The organism is Microbulbifer sp. 2205BS26-8 (assembly GCF_030731025.1).
GTDB lineage: Bacteria > Pseudomonadota > Gammaproteobacteria > Pseudomonadales > Cellvibrionaceae > Microbulbifer > Microbulbifer spongiae.
This window is the reverse complement of record NZ_JAVAMR010000022.1, coordinates 1-18,992: the sequence shown is the minus strand read 5'-3', so window position 1 is coordinate 18,992 and position 18,992 is coordinate 1. Positions and strand designations below refer to the sequence as shown.

The 18,992-nt window shown below is 55.2% G+C and carries 10 protein-coding genes and 1 pseudogene; 5 read left to right on the top strand and 6 right to left on the bottom strand.

The window, feature by feature from the left end; genetic code table 11:
• Nucleotides 1–10 precede the first annotated feature (10 nt).
• Nucleotides 11–559 (top strand): DUF3365 domain-containing protein, encoded by a 549-nt coding sequence (locus Q5Y71_RS09140; protein ID WP_301418394.1) that lies wholly within the window; start codon nt 11–13, stop codon nt 557–559.
• A gap of 156 nt (nt 560–715) precedes the next feature.
• Here Q5Y71_RS09140 and Q5Y71_RS09135 read toward each other — a convergent pair whose 3' ends face one another.
• Complete coding sequence (locus tag Q5Y71_RS09135) at nt 716–2,932, bottom strand: M3 family metallopeptidase (protein ID WP_306041810.1); 2,217 nt, start codon at nt 2,930–2,932, stop codon at nt 716–718.
• A gap of 1,101 nt (nt 2,933–4,033) precedes the next feature.
• Between Q5Y71_RS09135 and Q5Y71_RS09130 the strand changes: the two genes are divergently transcribed.
• Both Q5Y71_RS09130 and Q5Y71_RS09125 read left to right on the top strand, forming a co-directional pair.
• The gene (locus Q5Y71_RS09130) at nt 4,034–6,937 is read left to right on the top strand and encodes a TonB-dependent receptor (RefSeq protein ID WP_306041808.1); all 2,904 of its coding nucleotides are present in this window, start codon (nt 4,034–4,036) and stop codon (nt 6,935–6,937) included.
• A 77-nt stretch (nt 6,938–7,014) separates the two neighbouring features.
• Nucleotides 7,015–9,348 carry a trehalase family glycosidase gene (locus Q5Y71_RS09125; RefSeq protein WP_306041806.1) on the top strand — a complete coding sequence of 778 codons (2,334 nt, stop codon included), beginning with the start codon at nt 7,015–7,017 and terminating at the stop codon, nt 9,346–9,348.
• 586 nt (nt 9,349–9,934) lie between these two features.
• On the opposite strand, the gene Q5Y71_RS09120 is transcribed toward Q5Y71_RS09125, so the two are convergent.
• The 4 genes and pseudogenes from Q5Y71_RS09120 to Q5Y71_RS09105 form a co-directional block, all read right to left on the bottom strand.
• Nucleotides 9,935–11,803: a glycoside hydrolase family 3 N-terminal domain-containing protein gene (locus Q5Y71_RS09120; protein ID WP_306041804.1), complete on the bottom strand. Its 1,869-nt coding sequence runs from the start codon at nt 11,801–11,803 to the stop codon at nt 9,935–9,937.
• Between the two features lie 155 nt (nt 11,804–11,958).
• Entirely contained in the window at nt 11,959–14,535 is a 2,577-nt protein-coding gene (locus Q5Y71_RS09115; protein ID WP_306041802.1) for an exo 1,3/1,4-beta-D-glucan glucohydrolase, read from the bottom strand.
• Between the two features lie 343 nt (nt 14,536–14,878).
• Nucleotides 14,879–15,406 (bottom strand): annotated as a pseudogene (locus Q5Y71_RS09110) (haloacid dehalogenase type II); the annotation flags it as partial.
• 12 nt (nt 15,407–15,418) lie between these two features.
• Nucleotides 15,419–15,544 carry a hypothetical protein gene (locus Q5Y71_RS09105; RefSeq protein ID WP_306041800.1) on the bottom strand — a complete coding sequence of 42 codons (126 nt, stop codon included), beginning with the start codon at nt 15,542–15,544 and terminating at the stop codon, nt 15,419–15,421.
• A 377-nt stretch (nt 15,545–15,921) separates the two neighbouring features.
• Between Q5Y71_RS09105 and Q5Y71_RS09100 the strand changes: the two genes are divergently transcribed.
• Both Q5Y71_RS09100 and Q5Y71_RS09095 read left to right on the top strand, forming a co-directional pair.
• Nucleotides 15,922–16,821, top strand: a complete 900-nt coding sequence (locus tag Q5Y71_RS09100) for an alpha/beta hydrolase (RefSeq protein ID WP_306041798.1) — start codon at nt 15,922–15,924, stop codon at nt 16,819–16,821.
• Between the two features lie 190 nt (nt 16,822–17,011).
• On the top strand, nt 17,012–17,254 hold the full coding sequence (locus Q5Y71_RS09095) for a hypothetical protein (RefSeq protein ID WP_306041796.1): 243 nt from the start codon (nt 17,012–17,014) through the stop codon (nt 17,252–17,254).
• A 252-nt stretch (nt 17,255–17,506) separates the two neighbouring features.
• Here Q5Y71_RS09095 and Q5Y71_RS09090 read toward each other — a convergent pair whose 3' ends face one another.
• Entirely contained in the window at nt 17,507–18,478 is a 972-nt protein-coding gene (locus Q5Y71_RS09090; protein ID WP_306041793.1) for a dockerin type I domain-containing protein, read from the bottom strand.
• Nucleotides 18,479–18,992 lie beyond the last annotated feature (514 nt).

Below are 18,992 nucleotides of genomic sequence, written 5' to 3'. Positions count from 1 at the left end.
GGGGAACACTATGCGTATTGCCGCTTGTTTTGTCGCCGGTCTGGCCCTGCTCACTGGCTGTGAAAAGCATCAGGGAATTGCACCCGAGCGAATGGCGGATGCCATCTTTGCCGTAATCGAAGCAGACAGGGCCAACTACACCAACCAGGTGGTCAACCGTCTACAAAATGAAGAAAAAATTCTCGATGCTGATGAGCACTGGCAGGATAAGAAACTGCTGCCTCTGCCCGCACAGATGATGCGTATGGGGGCGGAGCGTGTAGCGGAAAGAAACTCCGGTTTCAACTACGCCCTTCTATCCCTGTGGCCGGTCAACAAACAGAACAAGCCGCGCACCGAAATGGAGAAACAAGGCCTGCAATATGTGATCGACAATCCCGGTAAAAACTTCTACGGGCGCGAGAAGCTGGGGGACACGGAATACTTTACTGCAGTGTACGCCGACGTGGGTGTTTCCCCCGCCTGCATCAGCTGCCACAACGATCATGTGGACAGCCCGCGCAATGACTTTGAACTCGGGCAGACCATGGGCGGTGTTGTTATCCGTATCCCACTGTAAGATCCCGCCTCCTGAAGCGGCAAAGCTGCGCCCCAGAGCCTTCCCGCTTACCCTTGAGGCAGAATCAGTGCGCCAGCACCACTGTTTCAAAGGCCGCGACAAAAAAGCCGCTGATACTGCTGCGGCTTTTTTATTGTGACTGTATAAATCAGTTAATCAGCTTTTGGTTGCGGCAGCAGCGTCTTTCTTTTCCGGTGGCGGAAAGCCGCGATCACGCATCAGCGCTTCAATATGGGCATCACGACCACGGAAAGCGCGGTAGGCCTCGGCGGGGTCCAAGGCATTGCGCGGCGCAAACAGGTACTTCACCAGCCTGCTGGCCACTTCCTTGTCGTAAAATCCCCCCTCGGATTCAGCAAACGCCTCAGCGGCATCTGAAGTCAAGACATCGGCCCACATATAGCCGTAATAGCCCGCGGAATAGCCCTCGCCGGAAAAGATATGGCCAAAATGTGGTGTGCGGTGACGCATAACCAGCTCCTTCGGCATGCCCAGCTCTGCCAGTGTTTCGCGTTCGAATACATCCGGGTCCATATCTTCCGGATCGGCCGTATGCAGCTTCATATCCATCAGCGCGGAAGCCAGGTACTCCGTTGTGGCAAAGCCCTGGTTAAACCTGGCTGCATTTTTGATCTTGGCAACCAGATCCGCAGGAATCGGCTCTCCGGTTTTATAGTGCACCAGATAATTATCGATCACCGCATCGGTAGACAGCCAGCGCTCCAGTAACTGAGACTGGAACTCGGTATAGTCACGCACGCCGCTGTTGAGGGTTGGGTATGTCACATTGGAGGCGAGAAAATGCAATGCGTGGCCAAACTCGTGGAAGAAGGTTTCCGCATCGTCCCAGCTCACCAACACCGACTCGCCGGGCGCCCCTTTGATAAAATTGGAGTTGTTGGAAGACAGTACGGTCTTTTTGCCGTCAAAGGTAGAGTGATCGCGGTACATGGTGGCCCAGGCGCCGGAGCGCTTGCCGGCGCGGGCAAACGGGTCCAGGTACCAGAGCCCGATATGCTCACCAGTGGTCTTGTCAGTTACTTCCCAGACTTTCACATCTTCGTGAAAAACCGGTACGGTATCCGCTGCCACTGGCGTAAACTCGAAATTGAACAGCTCGTCGGCCACATAGAACATGGCTTCGCGCAGCTTGTCCAACTGAAGGTACTGTTTCACTTCATCGGAATCCAGGTCGTATTTGGCTTTGCGGACTTTTTCCGCATAGTAACGGTAATCCCAGGGTTCAATGGTAATGCCGGCTTTCTCGGCATCCGCAACCGCCTGCATATCCGCCACTTCCTCTTCCACGCGGGCTACTGCCGCCGGCCACACGGCTTCCATCAGGGTCAAAGCGCGTTCGGGTGATTTGGCCATACGGTCCTGCAAACGCCATTGGGCATAATTGTCAAAGCCCAACAGGCTGACCCGTTCATCACGCAGCTTCAGAATTTCGGCAATGATGGCATTATTGTCATGTAGATCACCGTTATCACCGCGGCTGTAATAGTTGGTCCATACCTGCTTACGCAGTGCACGGTTATCGGAATAAGTCAGGAAAGGGTCCATGGAAGAGCGCGTATTGGTGATCGCGTATTTACCCTTCTCGCCCTTCTCTTCGGCCAGGGCGGCCGCTGCAGCAATATAGGACTCGGGCAAACCAGCAAGTTGATCCTCGCTCAGGAAAATATCGTAGCCCTCCTCATCCGCCAATACATTGTTGGCAAACTTGGTATACAGCTCCGCCAGGCGCTGGTTGATTTCGGCGTAACGTTCTTTTGCTGCATCTTTCAGGGTCGCCCCATTAATGGCAAACTGGTTGTAGATCAACTCGACAACGCGTTTCTGTTCAGCGTCCAGATCCATGGATTCGCGCTGGTCATAAATCGCCTTAACACGCTTGAACAGTTGCGCGTTCTGGGTGATCTTGGATTCGAACTCAGCCAACTGGGGAGCCAATTCCTGCTGGATCTTGCGGAATTCCGGGGAGGACAGGTTGCCACTCCAGACACCATAGTAGGAGAACACACGCCCCAACTCGGCACCGCCACGCTCCAGTGGCACAATGGTATTGGCGAAGGTCGGCGCAGCCGGGTCAGCAGTAATCGCATCGATCTCTGCCAGGTTCATCTCAATGCCCTTCTCGATCGCGGGTTTGAGATCTTCGAGACGCATCTTATTGAACGCGGGTACCCCACCGTAAGGGCCCACCCACTCCGCCAACAGGATATTGTCCGCCTGTTGGGCGTTTGCAGCTTGAGAGTGTTCTGCTTTCACAATATTTTTAGCAACCCCTTCCTGTGCTGCCTTTTCACCACAACTCCCCAGGGTCGCCAGACCCACGGCTGCGGATAGTACAATCAGTGCCTGACGCATTTGCCACCCCTCTAAATTGGTACCTTGCCATAGTTTTAGGGGCCAGAGTTTAACCCCAGTTGGCCGTAACAGGCCAATGTTATCGCCTTTGTCTGCCGGGGTTGCGACTAATAGAGGATTTCACGCGACAGCGCCCCTCTTTAACGAATCACTTGGCTAAGAGACTGTTTTATCTTTTGTTGGTATCAAAATGGTATCGACTTCTTAAGTGTATTCTTTTTGCTGTCATTCACCATGCCCTTATCTAACCTTCAGTGGCATCGACTCTCGCACATGCAAGCAGCCGTTGTCTGTCGGAACCGGAAAAGCTGACAGGGGTTTTACAGGAAGGGCAGCTCTCTAGCTTGCCAATTGGATAACGCCATAACTGCCCAAACCACTGCAGGCGCCGCTGGTGTAAAAGACACTGCCCGGGCAATGCCAGAAGGGCGACCAACAACAGGCTCGGGTGCGCGCAATTATGGGGAATATTGTTTTGATTAAAAATTAAAAACTGTCGGTGGCTATACAAATACCCGAATTGCAGACTCTAAAGTCCCTTCAAATGGGTTTTTGTCGAACCTTACGCGACACTTCCGCATTTGCCTTCTTTTCATCACAAACGGTAGCCATTCAAAAGTGCTGCACGGATTTAACCTTGAAAACCTAGCGGCTCGCCCATTTGTACAGTTAGTTTAATCGCTTAATTGGGCATCATTCTAAAATCGTACTTTTGAGCCAGTATAGGCAGGGCAATCTTATTTGTATTTTTGCGATTTGCCGATGTAAAAGAGCGTTTTCACAGTCCATCATCCCCCAGGTGCAAAAACGCTTTGTATGAGTCGCGGTACATTATTCAATACTGGATGGGCCAACACCACCGGTTGTCTTCGCTCCAGCACACGGAAATCAAAACCACCCTCAGGTCAGATCGATGCTTCCCTGCTACCGCTTATTCAGCCCCCCTTATCGTAGAAAGTAGCGGCGGGCTTGCTCCCCCTGGTAAAAACAGATTCCAATCTGACAGGGTGGGTACGCTGCCCGCAAAGTCCAGTGGCATCGGCCTCACCAGGTGCCCGACGGACAAACACAATAATGACAGTCATTGATGAGATTTGTGAGATGAGAGATTCTGGCTCCAATTATTCGAGCAACAAAAGCGGCACCTCCTTTAACCACACGCTATTGGCAGTCTGTATTGCTGCCGCCACCCTCGGTGCCAATGCGCAAGATACGCAAACAGCGGGGCCCTTGGAGGAAGTCACCGTGGAGGGTGTCAGGGGGTCACTGAAAAATGCCCGGGATATCAAACGGGATGCGGCCACCGTTGCCGACGCCATCTCCGCTTCGGATATCAATGCCCTACCGGACAAAAGTGTTCTCGAAGCCCTGCAGCGGGTGCCCGGCATTTCCATCGAACGCTTTGCCGCCGTGGAAGACCCGGATCATTTCTCCATAGAAGGCAGTGGCGCGGCTCTGCGCGGCATGGCGCAAAGTCGAAGCGAGTTCAACGGCAGGGACAGTTTCTCTGCCAACAATGGTAGCGGACTCAATTTCCAGGATGTACCGCCGGAATTGATGGGGTCTGTAATTGTTTACAAAAATCAGACGGCAGACATGATTGAAGGCGGCATCGCCGGAACCATCAAGCTGGAAACCCGCAAGCCTTTCGACAGCGATGGACAACAGCTTGCCTTCAGTGGAGCTTTGAACTATACGGATATGCGCGGCGAATCCTCGCCGGATTTCTCCGCTCTGTACAGTAACCGCTGGCAAACCGATGTGGGGGAACTTGGCTTTCTGATCAGTGCTGCCGACTCAGAATTGCGCGTCAGCAATAACTCCGTGGGCCAGGGTGCACCCCAATTACTGGATATTCCCGACGTTGGCGAGCGCTGGGTGCCCATCAATGCCGGCGCACGCATGGTAAATCAGGACCGTTACCGCACTGGCGGCAGCCTGGTCTTGCAATGGGCCAATCCGGCCGATACTACCCTGGCCACCCTGGAATATGTGCGTTCCGATGCATCCACGACCTGGTACGAAAACGCCTTCCAGTCAGACGACACTGTGGGAAGCCCCAGTGCGGACAGTGTGTACACTGACGACCGTTTCGTCTCAGGAACCCTGCAGGGCGCCGACCGTTATAACAGCTTCGCCCGCCGTTCGGTAACAGACACACTGGTAGAGGATCTTTCCCTGAACCTGGCATTGCACCCCACCGACCGACTTCAGATGGCGTTTGATGCCCAGTTTGTACAGGCGCAAACCCAAGTGCTGGATCTGTCCATTTTTGGCAATACGCGCGCAGACGTAGAAGTGGATTTCTCCGGAGATTTGCCCGAGGTGAACTTTATTGCGCCCGCAGGTGCACCACAATCCAGTGCAGCGTATTTCACCGATCCCGCCAATTATTTCTACCGCGCCGCAATGGATCATATCGAAGACAGTGAAGGCGAAGCAAAAGCGCTGCAACTGGATATGGAATACGATATCGACCGGGGTTGGTTTCAATCCCTCAGAGGGGGGCTGCGTGCCTCTGAGCGGAAACAGACCACCCGCTGGTCCACTTATAATTGGGGTGTCCTGTCGGAAACCTGGGCCGGCGGCATGAAGCTCTTTAACGGTGTCCACGATACCACTCCCTGGGACGGTCAGCCGGGAACCGGAACCTACCCCGCCCCGGCCCACGATGTTTTCCACTTTAATGACTTTTTCCACGGCAACACGCCCGGAATTGCAGGCGGCACTATCCTGGCACCGGGCGCTCACCTCCTGGCAGATCACCACACATTCCGCTCAGAATTGGGGCGTATTTTTGGTTTTAATAGTCTGAAAGATCGCAACGATCTGGTGGATGGGGTCTTCACTCAGCCGGAATACAACCCGGTCAGGGAAGAGCGCCAGTCCGCTTATGTGATGGCAACGGTTACGAGCCTGGACAATGCCCTTACAGGGAATGTTGGCCTGCGCTATGTCACGCTGGATTACACCACTTCCGGCGGCGTCTCCTACTCCACCATCAGCGCCAGTTTGCCGCTACCCGCAGATGACCTTGCCTTCTTCAATGGCGACAGCCACCTGACCAGCAGTGCGGCCAGCCATTCCCAGTGGCTGCCCAGCCTGAATGTGAAATACACAATCAATGATGAATGGCTGATGCGGTTTGGGGCCTCCCGGGCGATCGCCTTTCCGGATATGGGTATGTTGCGCGATAGCATGGGCGTTTACGCCATTATCACCGAGGTGGATACCGACAGAGATGGCATTGACGACGCCGCGCGGGTCTCCGATTACCGCGCCGGTACCGGCAATCCCTTCCTCAAGCCCATGACGGCACACAACTACGACGTGTCTCTGGAATGGTATTTCAACGACGTGGGCGCGCTCTCCGCCTCACTGTTCTACAAGGATATTTCCGATTTCTTTGTCAGTGGCGCTTTCCCCAGAGCAGTGACCAACAACGGCGTTACCAAGACCGTGGAAGTGGATGGGCCGGTCAATCTCGGCGACGGCACTGTACGCGGATTCGAGCTGGCTTATCAACAGTTCTTTGAGCAACTGCCCGGCGCCTGGAGCGGCCTCGGTCTTCAGATCAACTACACATATGTAGACGCCAAGAGCGTACCCAACCCAAACATCAGCACCAATGATGGAAACGAAGTCGCAGTCGCCTTCGAAAACCTGCCATTGCAGGGCATGTCCGAATACACCTACAATCTGGTAGGGCTGTACGAATATGCTGATGTCAGTGCACGGCTGGCCTGGAACTGGCGCTCCGAGTATCTGCTGACCACCCGCGACGTGATCACCAAGTTGCCCATCTATAACGGTGACAGTGGCCAACTGGACGGCTCTGTCTTCTACAACGTTAACGACCATGTGAAGCTGGGCCTTGAAGCCACCAATATTCTGGATCAGGTCACCGAAACGCAGATGCAGGTTAACGCCGACGGCACCAGGCTCAATCGCTCATGGTTTATCAACGACCGTCGCATCGCGGCCGTTATCCGCATCAACTTCTGATAACTGCAGAGTGATGCAGGGCCAAGGAGCGTACCCGGCACATACCGCCGCAGCGGAACTATCTGCAGGAAGAGCCCATGCGAATGATTACACTCTGTCTTTTGACTTTTTTCTATACCGGCACTCTGGCGGCGAACCCTCCCAGCAAGGAAACATTGCGCTCGCCTGATCTACCCGTCATAGGTATACAGCTTTGGTCTGTGCGTGAAGATCTCAACCGCGACTTCGAAGGTACCCTTTCAGCACTGGCTGATATGGGCTTTGCTGCGGTGGAGTTCGCGGGAGAGTTCGGCCCCTATGCCGGTCGCGGGCCCGAATTGCGCAGCCTGCTCGATCAGCTGGGCCTGAAGGTGAGCGGCGCACATATTGGTTTTAACGATGTCACTGCAGACACCATCGAACAAACCGCAGGCTTTTACCGCGAATTGGGTGCCGAATACCTGATTGTTGGTTGGGATACCCGCGGCTGGGACACCGTTGGCATCAATGCGCTCGTCACAGACCTCAATCGCACTCATCGGCAGCTGGAAGCACGGGGTTTGCGCTTCGGGTACCACAACCACGCGGGTGAACTGTCCCCCTTTCGGGACGCCACTTTCTGGGATCATATCGCGACCAATACCTCCGACACGCTCGTGCTGCAACAGGATGTGGGCTGGACAACCGCCACCGGGGATGATCCTGTAGCCCGGGTAATGCAGTATCCGGGGCGCACACTGACAACCCACTACAAGGCACACTTCCCCGATGATTTTCCCAATGCCCGCTCCATTATTGGTGAAGATGTGATCGACTGGCTGTCGCTTATCCATGCAAATGTCTCCAAAGGAGGCACGCGCTGGATTATCCTTGAACAGGAAACCTACCCCGATGGAATGCGCCCTCTGGCAGCAGTACGCGCTTCCAAAGTAGGGTTGGATCACTACCTGGCGATCTATCGCACCCGACTGGAAAACGGTGGTTATTTTTTCCCCACCGAACCCTACAAGCCGAAACCGCTACCAGTATTTTCCCAGGTGCGGGATCAGCTACCCCGCCCCGTGTTTGCACGCAGGCCGGACTATATCGAATTTTATTACCGCGCCTGGGAAATCGGCTTTGGGCATTTCACCCAACCAGTAACAGGCAGCCCGCTTGTCAAAAATTTTATTGACGAGGCCTTTAACGAAAATATCTTTTTGTGGGATATGTGTTTTTCCACCATGTGGGGCAATTATGCCCACCACCTGTTCCCGGCCATTGAAGGACTGGACAACTTTTATGCACTTCAGATGCCAAACGGCGAAATCCTTCGGGAAATCGGCGAGGCCGACGGCCGGCTCGGTGTGAAAGGCTGGTCGGAGCCCGGCACCCCCGGTAACTTGAATCACCCCATGCTCGCCTGGGCCGAACTGCGTGCCTACCGCATTACCGCCGACCGGACGCGCCTGGCACGCATCTATCCGGCATTACGGGCTTATCGCGAGAGTTACCAGCAGATCTACCATCCCGCCACCGGGCTGTATCTCACCGACAAGGCTGCCATGGATGATTCACCGCGCAACGATACCCTGTTGGCAGGTGTAGATGTCTCTGCACAAATGGCCATCTTTGATCGCTGGTTGGCAGAGATGGCAGACATACTCGAGAAACCTTCTGAGGCCCTCTTCTACCTCCGGCGCGCAGCCCGCTATAGTGAATTCCTGAACAAAAAACTATGGGATGCACAGAGTGGTTTTTACTACGACTGGGGCAACAGCGGCAGACGTATGACCATGCGCACCATTGCTGCCTTTTGGCCCATGCTGGGCGGCATTCCCAGCGCAACACAGGTCGAGCGGCTGATCGGGCATCTGAACGATGGGAAAAGCTTCAAAACTGCACACCGGGTGCCCACCCATCCAAAAGATGAAGTGGGTTACAGCGGCGACTACTGGGCCGGGGCCGTTTGGGCGCCCACAAATACCATGGTCATCTCGGGGTTGGAAAAATACGGGCACAGGGACCTGGCCCACGAAATCGCTCTCAACCATTTGAATGCCGCTACTGAAGTGTACAAACAGACAGGCACCGCATGGGAAAACTACTTTCCGGAAAAACTCCTTCGTGGGCGCAAGGCCAAACCAGATTTCATCGGCTGGTCCGGACTCGCCCCCATCACCTACCTGATCGAATACGCCATCGGCATCCGCATCGATGCGCCCAACAATACCATCCACTGGTGGCCCCGGGAAATGGGCAAGCACGGTATTGAAAATCTGCGCTATCGTACAGCCAGCGGCCACTGGAATCAGATCAGCCTGATCGCCGCAGCCCGTAAACACAGCGATGCTGCGTTGCAGTTCAGCGCCACATGCAAGCAGAGTTTCAACTTGGTGTTGCACGGCAAAAGCGGCACCGAGAAACACACTATTCACTGCACGCACCACTGATCAATTCAAAGACGCGGTAACGCCTGCTCTTACGCCTTCAGAATCCAGCACCTAGATACACAGGTTTCTACACTGCATTCAAAAACTCACTGCACCCGGTCACCATTGACCACCTGGCGCTAGCCGGAGCGAATGCTTCCTCCTTTAGCCTCCTTTTCAGGTCATCGCGCGCCTTTCCTATTTATATGGTACCCTTGGAGCACTTTTGTCTTAAATGGCCTGCAACACTCTTTCTGCTAAGGTTTCTTCCAGAGGCTGTCTTTACTGCCAGTTCCGCGGCAAGCACAATATATCCGTCAAACAGGTCAGGTTCATTCCAAAAGGGCTCCAGTACCGGACCAAACGTTGGTGACATACCGATAATAGTTTTGTGAGTATTCACCCAATAATTGTATTCAAGAAATGGGACAAGCTCTTTTTATAGAAAATCAAATAATCCTTGATTCTTCCCCGTTAGCATCAGCAAAAAATGTGCTGCCATCCGGGTATCGCGGTGACATCGCCAAATCATAGTGTTGCTCTACACTGTTTTGGATGCCTACCACAATATTTTCTGGCAATTCATTTCCGGAAGCTTTCATTTTGCTTAGCGGATACTGCTTGCAGCGTTGTAAGTCAGACCGAAGCCGTAGGGAAACAGCGGATCGTACTTCGCATCCCCGGTATTGATGGGCAACTGTGCCAGACTTTTCGGCCAGGTCACCGGCAGCTTGCCGGATGGCGCCTGCTCGCCAAAGAGTACATCGGCCACCCCCGCGCCCTCACTGCCGGGTAACCAGGCGGCGACCGCAGCCTGCCAGGACCCAATATCCTCGGTAATCATCAGCGGCCGCCCGGAAAGAATCACAACCGCCATGGGAACCCCACTGACCTGCACCCGCGCAAGCATTTCGCGTTGGGATTTCGCGAGTGTGATAGGTTGGCATTTACTGCAGGGCAGCGGGCGGTAATCCCCCATACCCTCTGCATAGGGCTCCTCCCCCACTACAATAAGGGCAACATCGTGCCCGGCAGCCCCCTCCCCCGTGGGACTGTATGTGACTTCCCGCTCTGCCAGCGCGCGGATGCCATCAAGGATAGTCGTGCCTCGGGTGATACTGCCGCGCTTACCCTGCCATTCAATGGTCCAGCCACCGGATTGCAGGCCTATGTTGTCGGCATGATCGCCTGCAACAAAAATCTTTGCCTTTTTGTCCAGCGGCAACAGCTCACCTGAATTTTTCAGCAATACCAGAGACTCGCGCACCGCCTGTCGCGCCAGGTCGCGATGTGCCGGATGCCCGATCAGGTGGTCTGCATCCGGCGCCGTGGCCAGTGGCGGTAGCGGCCATTCAAACAGTCCGGCCCGGAATTTGGTGGTCAGGATGCGCGTTACCGCCTCGTCGATACGCGCCATGGGCACTTCACCGGCTTCGACCGCTGCGGTGAGGTCGGTGATAAAGCCCCGCCATTTTTCCGGCTCCATCACCATATCCAGGCCGGCATTGACAGCGCGAACAATACGCGCGCGGTTGGTCTCGGCGGGAATCTCGCTGAGTGCCGACCAGTCGGAGAGTGTGATACCGGCAAAGCCGAGTTCTTTCTTGAGAGTATCTGTTACCAGCGCCTTGTGCTCATGCATCTTGGTGCCATTGACACTGCTGTAGGACACCATCACGCTGCCCACATCGGCCTTAAGTGCCGGCAGGTAGGGGGCGATATGCACTGCGCGCAGACTGTCCGCGCCCAGTCGCGTATCGCCGCGGTCAATCGCATAGCCTTCATCACCGGTACCATAAATAGTACCGCCATCGGCGACCCAGTGCTTGGCGGTGGCGAGTACTTTGTCGGCCGCCAGGTTGTTGCCGTCGAGCCGCTCCCCCTGTAATCCCTGGATGAAAGGCCCCGCGAAGGCTGACACCAGCTCCGGATCCTCGCCAAAGCACTCATAGGCGCGCCCCCAGCGGTCATCACGGGCCACACACAGGGTGGGGGCAAAAGTCCAGTGAATACCGGTGGCCGCCACTTCCCTTGCCGTAGCCGCGGCAATAGCACGCGCCAACTGCGGATTGCGGGTTGCACCCAGGGCAACATTGTGGGGAAAGATGGTGGCTCCCAGCACATTGTTATGACCGTGCACTGCATCGGCACCATACAGGATCGGAATGCCAAGGCGGGTGCCACCAGCAGCCGCCTGGTAGTCCCGGATCATCTCAACCCAGTCACTGCGACGGTTTTCCTTGGGGATGGAACCGCCGCCGTTGAGAATCGCACCGAGATAATAGGTTTTGACGTCCTCCGGAGTGGCGTGCTGACGTTCAGCCTGGGTCATTTGACCGATCTTTTCCGCCAGCGTCATCTTGTGCACAAGCCCGCGGACTCTCTCCTCCACAGACGTCGCCGCCTGCGCTGTGGCGAAAGCCAGAGCCAATGCTGTGGCCGAGATGGTTGTGCTGGCCAATCGGGACTGTTTCATACTTTCTTCCTACAAAACCGTTTTTTATTTACCCGGCAATCCATCCCACGGATCGTTGCCACCCTTGCCACCCTTGCCACCGCGATAAGGCATCGCCGCGTTATCAGAGGTTCGTACCATCTCACAGCCGGCGGCACACCGGCGTCTCAGCCCCTTCAACCTCCGCACGAGATCACTGCACGGTCGGCGGCACCCGGCACATATTTGACGTCGGCAACCGCCAACTCGAGAGCGCCTTCACTGGAGATCGATAAAGCACCTGATACCCGGCTGAAATCCGCTCCCTCGGCAGCAAAGCACTGCAGGTCGATAGAGAGCGTTGACCAGTTACCAGGTTGCAGTTTTGCCAGTGCGGTTTGCAATGGCAGTTCAGCCGCGCAGTCCGGACCACAAGCGATACCAGCGCGCACCGGGTGCTCGGGCTTGCGGTCGACACGAACATCCAGTATCAGCGCCGCGCGCTCCTTTAGATAATGACTAAGGTCCTGGGGCCTCTCGGCAGCGAGCCATACCGCCCCCGGGCGCAGACCTTTCCAGCGAATCTGGCGCGCGTCCTCCTGAGACTCCCGGTCGATAGCGGCCACAGTAATATTGGTGTCCGGGCCACTGCTGGACCGGTTACCGGTAACGGCCACCGGTGCCTGCAGCTCTTCAACAATAAAAAGTTTCCAGGGCGCGCGCGGGCGCGACACCATCAGCCAGGCATCTTCGAGCGCGCCGTCGGAATAAGTATCCCCATCTTCTGTGAGGGTGTTGCTCACCAGGGACTGTGCACCATCCTGCAATCCGTAGCCCAATGGGAACAGCGGCGCGTAGTCCGGGTGATAGGGATTCAGCACCGTCTGGTGCACATAGTGCGGCCAGCTGAACGGCAATGTACCGCTGAAGCCGTATGGTCTCCCGCCTTCGGGGCTGGTGAACACCACATCGGCCACCCCCGCTCCCTCGGAACCCGGCAGCCAGGCGGCGACAAAGGCATCCGAAGCATTCAACTCCCTATTGACCCAGAGCGGGCGGCCGGACAGGAAGATACTAACCACAGGAATCCCCTGTTTACGCAGGGCTTGCAACAGCGCCAGATCGCTGTTGCTGCCGAGCTGATACTCCAGGCTGGCCAGGTCGCCGTGCCATTCCGCATAGGGCTCTTCACCGAATACGACGATGGCCACATCGGGCCTGCCGCCATGGGTAAAAGTAGTGCTGTCGAATTCGCCGCGCGCACTCAGCACCACTTCACCACCGGCAGCTTTGACCAGTGCCTGGATGCCCTCAAAAATTGTGGTCGCGCCGGGGAAGTCCTCACGGGTATTGCCGGTGCCCTGCCAGGAAATAGTCCAGCCACCGGTCTGTTTGGACAGGTTGTGCGCTCCATCACCGGCTACCAGCACGCTCTGTGCGGGTGAGAGCGGTAACAGGTTGTTGTTGTTTTTTAACAGCACCAGCGATTTGCGCACCGCCTCGCGGGCCACTGCGCGATGTTCTGCACTGCCCAGAACACCGCTCCTGCCGGCCAACGGTCGCTGGTGCTCGAACAGGCCAGCGCGGATTTTTACCCGCAGGATACGCCGCACGGCATCATCGAGGCGCTCGGGGCGAATCTCACCGCGCCTGGCCTGCGCCAGGGTGTTCTCATAGAGCGTTTTCCAATCCGACGGCACCATGAACATATCCAGGCCCGCATTGATCGCTGCCGCGCAACTGTCTACAGTACAGCCGGGCACGAAGCGATGGCCATTCCAGTCACCTACGACAAATCCATCAAATCCGAGCTGTCCTTTCAGTACATCGGTCAACAGGTACCTGTGGCCATGCAAAGGCTCGCCTCGCCAGCTGTTGAAGGAGGCCATTACTGTCTGTACCCCTGCTGGAAGCGCACCCAGATACCCCGCCCCATGCACCTTGGCCAGCTCGCTCTCGGACACCTGGTTGTCTCCGCGGTCGATACCCCGCATAGTACCGCCGTCACCTACAAAATGTTTGGCGGTGGCAACGAGATGCTCACCCCGCAAGAAGTCGCTATCACTTTTCTCACCCTGCAGGCCCTTGACCATGGCCTCTGCGTAGGCCTGCACCACCGCCGGATCTTCGGAATAACTTTCATAAGTGCGGCCCCAGCGGTCATCGCGCACCACCGCAACCGTAGGGGCAAATGTCCAGCCGATACCGGTTACCGCCACCTCACGGGCAGTGGCCACACCGATGCGACGGATCAGGTCCGGATCTCGGGCCGCGCCCAGGCCGATATTGTGGGGAAAGAGAGTCGCACCGACGATATTGTTGTGCCCGTGTACCGCATCGCTGCCCCAAATAATGGGGATAGCGACCCCGCCATCACTGGTATCCATGGAAGCCGCGAAAAAAGCCGCGGATAATGCGAGCCAGTCCTGCGGTGTAGCGAATTTATTATTGTCCGGGTAGGTGCCGCCGCCATTGAGCACCGATCCCAGATGGTACTTCCTGACATCTTCGGGGGTGGTGTATTTGATTTCGGCTTGGATCAGCTGGCCCACCTTTTCTTCGATGGTCATCCGCGCCATCAACCCGGAAATGCGCGCCTCCAGCGCTGGGTCAACAGGCAGTGCCGGTGGCAGCGCAGGCCATACGGAAATCTCCGACGCAGTGCCATTTGCTGCAGTCGTTGTCTCAGTCCGGTTCAGCCCTTCGTGCTTGCAACCGGCCAAAATCACACTGCAAAACAATACCCCCAAAAGTTTGCGCCTGGGCAATGGCATCGCGTCTCTCCTAACTGTTTTTTTCACCGCCGACACAACAACCGTTTCTCTCAGTGCAAGAAACCGGCAGCGCGCGGCTTACGGGCAGGCTTTCAGGTGTTCGACCGCTGGGCTTACTGCATGCCTCCGTTACAGAAACAACAATCCACGAATCGATGCGACGGGCATGGGATTGTGACCTTCAGCACCAGCGCCAGTACGAGAAAATGCAGCCTTCGCGGCAAAGCTGCAACAAGCAACAGACACATTGTCGGCGAGAGGGACTGAATTCTGGGTAAATGGGAAACCCCGGACCCGGTGAGATCATGACAGGGAAAGCGCGTTGCAATCGGCAATCACTACCTCAAACGATTGATTCAAGACCGCACAAATCCGTGACCACTTTTGTGGGCGCTAATCCCCAGGGATCAAAAACGGCCTCCGGCGAGCGCTTGACCCATACCGCTTGCAGACCCGCAGACATGGCTCCAATAACATCAAAAGGATTACTAGAGACCAGCCAGAGATTTTTCGCCAGCGCGCGGGTTTTGCGCATAAGGTAACTGTAAACTGCCGGATCGGGTTTAAAGGTCCTGATACAATCGCAGCTCACAATAGCTTGAAAATACTCGCGCAGGCCGGCGTGCCTGAGCAGCGATTCCACTGCTTTTTCCTCTCCATTTGAAAAAGCAGTCATCTGCACTCCCCTTTTATCCAGCGCTGCCAGGGCGGGCGCTACATCCTTAAAGGCGGACAACATCAGGTAACTGTCGATGATTCTCTTTTTCTGCTCTTTTGTCAGCTGGATACGGTAAAACCGGCAGGTATACTCCAATGCATCGCTTGTACATCGGGAAAAAGGTTGGTAGATCTGCATTAGCCCGCGGCGAAAAGCATATTCAAGCTACTTCTCTCGCCATGTACCGCTAAACGCATTGGCCTTGGGACCTATCCACTCCGCAAGGATAGCGACAACGCCGTGGGTATTGATCATCGTGCCGTAAACATCGAGAGCCAGTGTGACTGCCATAATAGTTTCCTTTCAAAAAGAAGGCATACCGCAAAAGTGCAAACCCCGCGCATTGACTGGTCGGACAACAGGATTACTGTTGCCCCCCACCCCGACTTGACACTGATGGCTGAGTTACCAACGTACCCCCCTGCTGTTACCGCATATATTAAAGTAGGCATAAGCCTGCCTTTAGCCCACCGATACATGGCTTTTCTCCACTTGAGACGTATTTACACATCTTTGCGACAGGAAACACACTGCCAGGTAGCCGTTGTCATAGTCCATCTGATAGGCTTATGAGTCTTGACAGCCCTCTAAGGCAGGTAGGCACACGGATAAACCCGGCCGGCATACTGATTACCAAGGTCATCATGCTGACTGATGGTGGGATAAAAATGAAAATAATTGGCTTATGGATACTGGTCCTGATGGCCCTGGCAGCACAATTAGTTCAGGCGGGTACTGCCGAACCCACCTCGTTTACACGTCAGGGCATCCTGTCTTACCACTTTCATTCCGAACTTCTGGGGCGGGGGTTCGTGATCGATGTGTTACTGCCTCTAACCTATAATCCCGAAGCCAATACCCGATACCCGGTCATCTATATGACCGATGGCTTTATGCACTTCCCAATGACCGCCCCTAATCTGATTCAGGAGCAGATACCGGATGCACGGGGAAAGGCAAAAATACCGCCAGTGATTCTCGTTGGCATTTCCCACCCAACCGACAGTAGCAGCCTCAGGATGCGCCTGACCGATTTCACCCCCGTACCGGGGGAAATTCAGGGTGCCCTGTTGGGTGGTGGCGCAGACCGCTTCCTGGAATTTATCCAGAAAGAGTTGAAACCCTTTATCAATAATGCGTTTATGGGGGATGAAAACGACGAGACAGTCGCCGGCCACGCCCTGGGGGGGCTGTTCGCCCTGCACACCCTGTTCAATCACACCGACAGTTTTGATCGCTATGTCATTGGCAGTCCCAGTATCTGGTGGGCCGGGAAGCAAATCCTAGAGAGCGAAGTGGCGTATGCGGAGCGGCATTCTGATCTGCCAAAAAATGTGTATCTCTTTATCGGCGGCGAAGAAACTTGCATGGACGACATGTCCGTATGTGGCGTGCGGGATTTCGGGGATATGCTCCAGCGCCTTGAATCCCGCAACTATAACAGCCTTAGCCTGACCAAGCGCATTTTCGAGCGTGAGAACCATGGCACAGTGGTGAATCCCGGTTACGATAAAGGGCTGGAACAGGTATTCAAATCCCAGCTCCGGCCGAGAAAATACTCCTTTTGATAGGCGGTATTTTACTGGCAGGAGGAGGCCACTTTCAGCGCAACCGGGATAACTGGCGTGATTTTAGTGGTGTGGTAGGATTACCCCAACCGGTGCAGTCATTCTACACGCTCAGAAGCACCCCTGGGCAGCCTGGTGGTTACCTGCTGCCACTGTGGCTTTTATGCATCAATTCCTATCAGGGGGTTACATGCCTGTAAAAAAATGGAGTGTGCAATATGCTTTTGCAATCCCAATTACCTTTCTTATGCTCGCCGGTATTCAATACTGGAAGGGAAGAGGGCTGGCATATTCAGTGGAGTTTGGCATCCTGTGGTCACTGGCCTCAGTCGCACTCTTTGCCGTGATTCGCGTTTACTATTTCCGAAAAGGGATGCACTGTACAGTTTGCAATGATCTGCCGGAGGAGACGCAGCCCAAGCAGGAAACCTGACAAGTCCAACCGACTGTCTTTCGCTTTTCGCAAGCTCAAAGTGGGCCTTCAATCGGCACTCTTTATCCGCACGCCGAAAGACGCTGGGGTTAAACGACACCCGAAACGGCAATGCCTGTCGCCGGTCTGCGCACACCCCTGAACAGCGGGCAAGCCCACAGTTGCACCGGCGGAAAAGCGGCAGCCAAACCGGTCAGGCTTGGCTGCCGGGTGCACAACCAGGCTCAGGAATACACCCGTGAGCCACCCATGCTATTTGCAGCCCAACCCGGAATTAGCAGTGACCAGATTGTAATCGCGGGTGTTTACGACAAAATCTCCATTCACATCCAGCGATGCGGGAGCATCGGGCACCCGCTTGCCCAGGTAGGGCAGCATTTTTATCAGGTCATTCTGGTCCACGCATCCATCCCCATTCACATCAAAACGGGAAGTCGTGGGGATGCTGGCCGAGTCATCAATGAGTGCAACGTAACCGCCAGAGGCCGCGGCCATGGTGTTGAACAGGCCACCCGCATCACCGGGTGCGAATTGATGACTGAAGGAGACCGCCGGTGTATCACCGGCCAGGGCCACAGGCTCACTGTAACGGGACAGGCCGATATAATCGCCAAAAACCCCGAAATAGATAGGCACAGTCGCTACGCCGGCTCCCGCGGTCTGATAGGGCGGTGTATCTGAAGGGAATAGTTCATGCCAAACCCTGCCCTGCCAACTCAGGGTCTCCCAGGGCTCCACACCGTCAGCGTCACTCGGTCCCCCGCAACTGAGCCCCGCGCTGGAATTTTCCTCGCCATCGGTGAGGACCCACAGTGTGCGGTAGAGCAGCGGCGTGGCCAGCTCCAGGTCATCGATAGCAGAGCAGACCGTGTGTGCCAGTGGCGTGGTACCCGAGCAGCTCTGTGCGGCCAACAGGTCTATGGCCTGTATGGCATTGGCCTTGGAAACAAAGCCACCGGTACGATTGGTATAGGTACTGTTTTGGAAGGTCCATACGCTAATCTGTGTACCTCCCACAAGACTGTTGTTGATTTTGTCCTTGGCGGCAGACAGGGCATCTTTGCAGCGAGTACTGGCGATACCATTACGCATTGTTGTGGCTGTCATTGAGCCACTGCGGTCAATCACCATGGTGGCGTGAAAGGTCTGTGCCAGAGTACAAGTACCGCTCAGGCTCAATAACAACCCCGTGGCAATTGTTGAAAGAAAACGCAATATCCTCATTACTATCTCCTTATAGTAGGTCAATTGGTGACTCAAAAATCCATAGAGTGATCAGCGCTGGACCGACGCCGGGACAAATCAAGCCCATGCTGCATAAACAGGCATTTGGTATTTATTGGGTTATCAATCAAAACTTCCGGTAGTTATTGCACTGTTATTCCGGAAGTACTATCGCAATGCCCGCTATGTCTTCTCCAGGGGCTGGCAACCGGTACCTGTATTACACTGCACAGTAATTTTCCGGCATGTATTGATTTCAGAATTGATATAAATCAGAAACGGTCAATACTGTAAAACCAACCGAACAAGCCAGATATCGGTAAATACAATAAAGAGTCAATACTTCCAAACTACTCAACAATGTATTCTGAAAATAATTCCCAGATATGGATCCAGACACTTACCATCAAAAGCGGGGGGCGACCCCCGTGCGTCATATTAACAGCCGCGATCGGCAACACAAGCACTGGCTGTGAAGACTTGATGAAGAATAAGCGCATATTCGCGCCGCAGG